The organism is Ruminococcus callidus ATCC 27760 (assembly GCF_000468015.1).
Classification (GTDB): Bacteria; Bacillota; Clostridia; order Oscillospirales; family Ruminococcaceae; genus Ruminococcus_C; species Ruminococcus_C callidus.
The window spans coordinates 1-4,148 of sequence record NZ_KI260434.1 but is presented as its reverse complement, the minus strand read 5'-3'; the positions used below and the strand labels follow the sequence as shown (position 1 = coordinate 4,148).

The window sequence follows — 4,148 nt, the reverse complement described above, 5'->3', positions numbered from 1 at the left end:
GCATTTTTTTCCGGTTTGTCAAGGGGCAGACCGGAGTTTTTTCAGTTTCACCGTCTTATCCCATTCGAAACGCCCCGTTCTGTTCCTGCGGCTCCGGTGTCCGCAGCTGTGCCTGACAGAGATGCTTTTGCTTGGTGCGGAGCGTTTCCTGAAACCCCAGCAGTTCCTCCAGCGACATGCGTTCCACCGCAGCAGAAACCGCATCTTGTGCCGCACTGCCCTCCACCAGAAACCGCAGCCGCACAATTTCCTGCCGCAGGCTGTTCTCCACGCGGTTCAGCAGAGCGTTCCGGTTTTGCAGCTGCTGTTCCAGCTGTTTGCAGCGGCGTTCGCCGTCGGTTTCCATGCCGAACTGCTTGGTCACCCCTGCCTCCCGCTGTGCCGGCACTGCCACAAAACTCCACTCATAGGCATCTGTCACATCAGACAGCACCACATGACAGCGTTTCTCCCCGTACAGCTGCCCCACGCGGTGTGCACAAGGATTCTTTCGGCGGTCACTGCCGCAGACCGAGCAGGTCTGCGATACGGCAGCACAGGAAATGCTCACTTCCTTCTTGATGCCGCCGTCAATTTCCCGAATCAGATCCCGATTGGCATCGGTGCGTACCATGTAGGCATGCCCTTTCAGAAATGTGTACACTTCGCCGGCAGAGGTCACACGCTCCGGCTCCTGTACCAGTTCCGCAGCATAGATTCGTGCAGTCTGATTTTCACCCTTGGGATCGTGGTCAAAAATGCCGGTTTTCCCCACAAACAAAGCTTTCAGCTGCTCCAGAGCCTCCAGCGAAAAGCGTTCCCCGTCCCGATCAATTTCATTGTCACAGAGCCGCACATCAAAGAGGAATACCTCCTCCTGTGTGAGGGTACGCCGCGTAAAGCGGTTCAGCTGTTCCAGCTTGGCTTCCAGTTCCGTGCCGGACGGATTCTGTTCCTGATTATCCATAGATCTATTCCTCCTGTTCTGCTGCACTGTTTTCCACACTGTGGAAAACCCTCCCGCGAAAAAACTTCTCCCACCCGTACAGCGGTTTCCTTGATTTTCCACACTGCCTGTGGAAAACTATTTTTTATGCGGCAGCCTATTTTCCACACTGCTGTGTGGAAAACGTACTGTCAGCTTGTGTGCAAAGCCGTCAAGCGGACTTTTTGCACAATGCTTCCACAAACTTACAGGCTCAGCACATGTACTGCTTCACTCAGCATCACGCGGAACGCCGCACGAATCGAAACCGTGATCACGTCCAGCTGGCTGTCAATCAGCTTGTCTGTTTCCAGCAGCACATCGTCTGTGGTGATCATCTCCAGAGCAAAGCGGTTGTCCAGTCCCACGATGTAATCTGCGGACATGCCGGCACACTTTTGCAGCTGGGCACCAAAGGGCAGCAAAATGGTGTTGGGCTGTGCAGAAGCCATATCCTGCATCTGCTCCATTGCCATGATTTCCGCAGCCACCGCCGGAGCCGCCAGCACCTTGGTCATGTCGAAGTTGCGGAATTCGCCGTACAGCTTCGCCAGATCAGCATAAGTCAGCTTGCCGTCTGTGACAACGTCGATCAGGGAACCATTGGTTTCCTTCATGCACAAAATGCTCTGTCCCAGCAGCCCGTTGGACAGACGCACGCCCACGGCACGGAGGATCGCACTGAATGCGTCCAGACGCTGGCGGCGGACTGCCTCATAGGAAGCGTGAATGGAACGGCCGTACTTGTCCAGTCGCACGGTGTTTGCTGCTTCCAGATAGGAGGCAGTGGGCAGGGCATTGCCCTGTGTGGTCTTGGTGGTATAGGCGGTAGTGTCCGTCAGCACTGCCGGCTGATACTCTCCGGCGGGAGAAATGGTGTGCACTGCCACCAGATCAGACAGCACAGACTGTTCCATGCCGCTGCGAATGGCACGGCGGATAAACTCCGGAAACAGCACCGCACTGTCTGTGGTGGAGAAGAACTTCTCCACGCGGTCACAGTGGGAACCGCTGACGTGAATGTCAAAACGCTTCAGCTGACGCTCATACGCGTCCAGTCCGGCAAGGGGTGTTTCGGCATACGCACCAGACGGGTCCATGCCCTCCAGTACCTCTGAAAAGCTCTTGCCAGTGATGTGATACATGCCCTTTTCCAGTTTCAGATCCTGATACATAAAATTCCTTCCCTTTCTGCCGCTTGATGCGGCATGTGTTTTTATTATATGGAAACCGGCAGTTTCTGCCGGAAATTCCCGTTTATGCCGGATAAAACTCGTCCTGATACGCTTCCAGCCTCGTCCGCACACCGTTCTGATTGCCGGTCATGCGGATATGGGTAATGGGAGCGTTTTCAATAATGCCGGAGCAGGTGATCCGGTCGCCCAGATCTGCTGCCACTGCTCCGATGCGGTCGAAATAGTAGGAAACCAATCCCCGTCCGGCAAATTTCCGCCGAAACACCAGAGCCTGCTGCGGGTCGTAGAGATACTGCCGATCCAGCGGCAGCTGTTTTGTCCGCACCAGTTCCAGTGCTGCGGCGTTGGGGTCGTTCTCCTGAAATTTTCCATAGGTGCCGTCGGCATCTGCCATGGAAAACCGGCTGTAAATGCGGGACTGGTCTGCCGTCATGCCCATGCCCAGCAGTGTGTCTGCACCCACATAAAAATTCCGGTATGTTTCCGGCAGGTGCATGCGAATTTCGTTGGCATGGTACACAAAGGGATACCGCCCGCAAAGCTTGTAGGTCAGGTTTGCTACGCCGTCCCACATGCTGGTGCCCTCTTTGACAAAGAGATAGTTGCTGGTATCCGTGTCAGATTCCCACGTGATCTCCTTGGGAAATGTCACGAAATCCTGCATCAGCTTGTCCAGCGACATAGCAGTGTGCAGCCCCGGCTCCAGCTGATTTTGCAGCAGCAGTGCCGTCAGCCCGTGGGAGGAAAACCGCACATAGGAGGTGCCGTTTTCCTGCACCAGCCGGAACCTTTCCACTGTCCCGAAGTGCAGTTCCGTGCCGTCCAGCAATAGCTGTACCCGATAGATGCCGGCGAACTGCTGTATGCTGAAATTCCCGTACACCGTCGCCGTCAGCTGGCTGTAGGGCGTGTAGGCTTCCTTGTCCAGCGTAAAGGCGGCAATGCCGTTTGCAAGATACGCCTTTCCGGTTCTGGTAATTAACACCACCTGTATCATGTACTGCCTCCTTCCGTTTCCGCCGTCACACGGCTCAGGGCGTTGGGAGCGATCAGCGTCAGCTGACAGGGCAGCACGCCCTGTGCCGCCGTTTCCGAAATCGTATACGCTGCCAAGCTGGTGCCGAAAAACCGCAGATCCCGCAGATCAAAGGCGAACAGTGTCCGTTCCCGTATGGCGGAATCCAACGCCAGAACCACCTCTGCGGGGCTGTCTGCGAAGCAGAATTTGCCGTCCAGCACCAACTGTCTGGCACGGCAGCTGGTATTGGTCACATAGGCTGCTCCCTGTACACCGCCCTGCTGGGCGTACTGTCTGGTACCGGAAAGCTTCCAGCCGGCAGCGTAAAAGGTGAGATTGCCCAGACGAACGGGAAACTCCCGCGGGGAAACCACCTGAAATGTTCCATTCATGGTGCAAGCACCTCCTCTTTGGCAATTTGAAAGACACCGGAGAGAGTAAAGCTGCCCTCCAGTGCAATTTTCCGGAACTGTTTCCACTCCGTCGGTGCTCCGGTGCGAATCTTCTGCACGGTGCAGCCGGCGGACAGCATACCGGAAACCACTGTCTGCCAATAGCGGTCATACAGCACTTGTGCATCCGTTTCCGGAGTTGTCAACAGCCGCACTTGAGCAGCGGCGGAAAATGGAAAATACCAGTAAGTTTCGTCGGAAAACGCCTGCTCCGTTTCCAGTGCAGTGATTCCCACGGTGAGGAAAGATTCCTCTCGTTTGGCAAAGGGTGCGGGATCATACGCGGCATAAACCGCCCAGTTGCCCTTTACCCGAAGTGCGGCTTTCAGCCGTTCCAATAATAATTCCAGCAGCATTTATTTACATTCCTTTCTCTTTGCGGCGGGTCAGCCCGTCGCCCAGCGGAAATGGCGACGGCAGACTTGCTCAAGGATAGCAAGCCGCCGCTGACCCTGAGATTTTTGTTGATGAAAATTCACAAGGGAAAAAGCCTCCCCTGAAAGGGGAGGGGGACCGCC

Annotated in this window: 5 protein-coding genes; all 5 read right to left on the bottom strand. The window is 55.5% G+C overall.

Annotated features, from left to right (window positions below; genetic code table 11):
- Nucleotides 1–55 precede the first annotated feature (55 nt).
- Entirely contained in the window at nucleotides 56–946 is an 891-nt protein-coding gene (locus tag RUMCAL_RS09925) for a hypothetical protein (RefSeq protein WP_021682698.1), read from the bottom strand.
- Between the two features lie 224 nt (nucleotides 947–1,170).
- Nucleotides 1,171–2,139, bottom strand: a complete 969-nt coding sequence (locus RUMCAL_RS09920) for a phage major capsid protein (protein WP_021682697.1) — start codon at nucleotides 2,137–2,139, stop codon at nucleotides 1,171–1,173.
- A gap of 82 nt (nucleotides 2,140–2,221) precedes the next feature.
- Nucleotides 2,222–3,157 carry a hypothetical protein gene (locus tag RUMCAL_RS09915; protein WP_021682696.1) on the bottom strand — a complete coding sequence of 312 codons (936 nt, stop codon included), beginning with the start codon at nucleotides 3,155–3,157 and terminating at the stop codon, nucleotides 2,222–2,224.
- Nucleotides 3,154–3,570, bottom strand: a complete 417-nt coding sequence (locus tag RUMCAL_RS09910; protein ID WP_021682695.1) for a hypothetical protein — start codon at nucleotides 3,568–3,570, stop codon at nucleotides 3,154–3,156. Before RUMCAL_RS09910 ends, RUMCAL_RS09915 begins: the two co-directional genes overlap by 4 nt.
- Nucleotides 3,567–3,986, bottom strand: coding sequence for a hypothetical protein (locus RUMCAL_RS09905; RefSeq protein WP_021682694.1), 420 nt, complete (start codon nucleotides 3,984–3,986; stop codon nucleotides 3,567–3,569). Before RUMCAL_RS09905 ends, RUMCAL_RS09910 begins: the two co-directional genes overlap by 4 nt.
- Nucleotides 3,987–4,148: the final 162 nt, after the last annotated feature.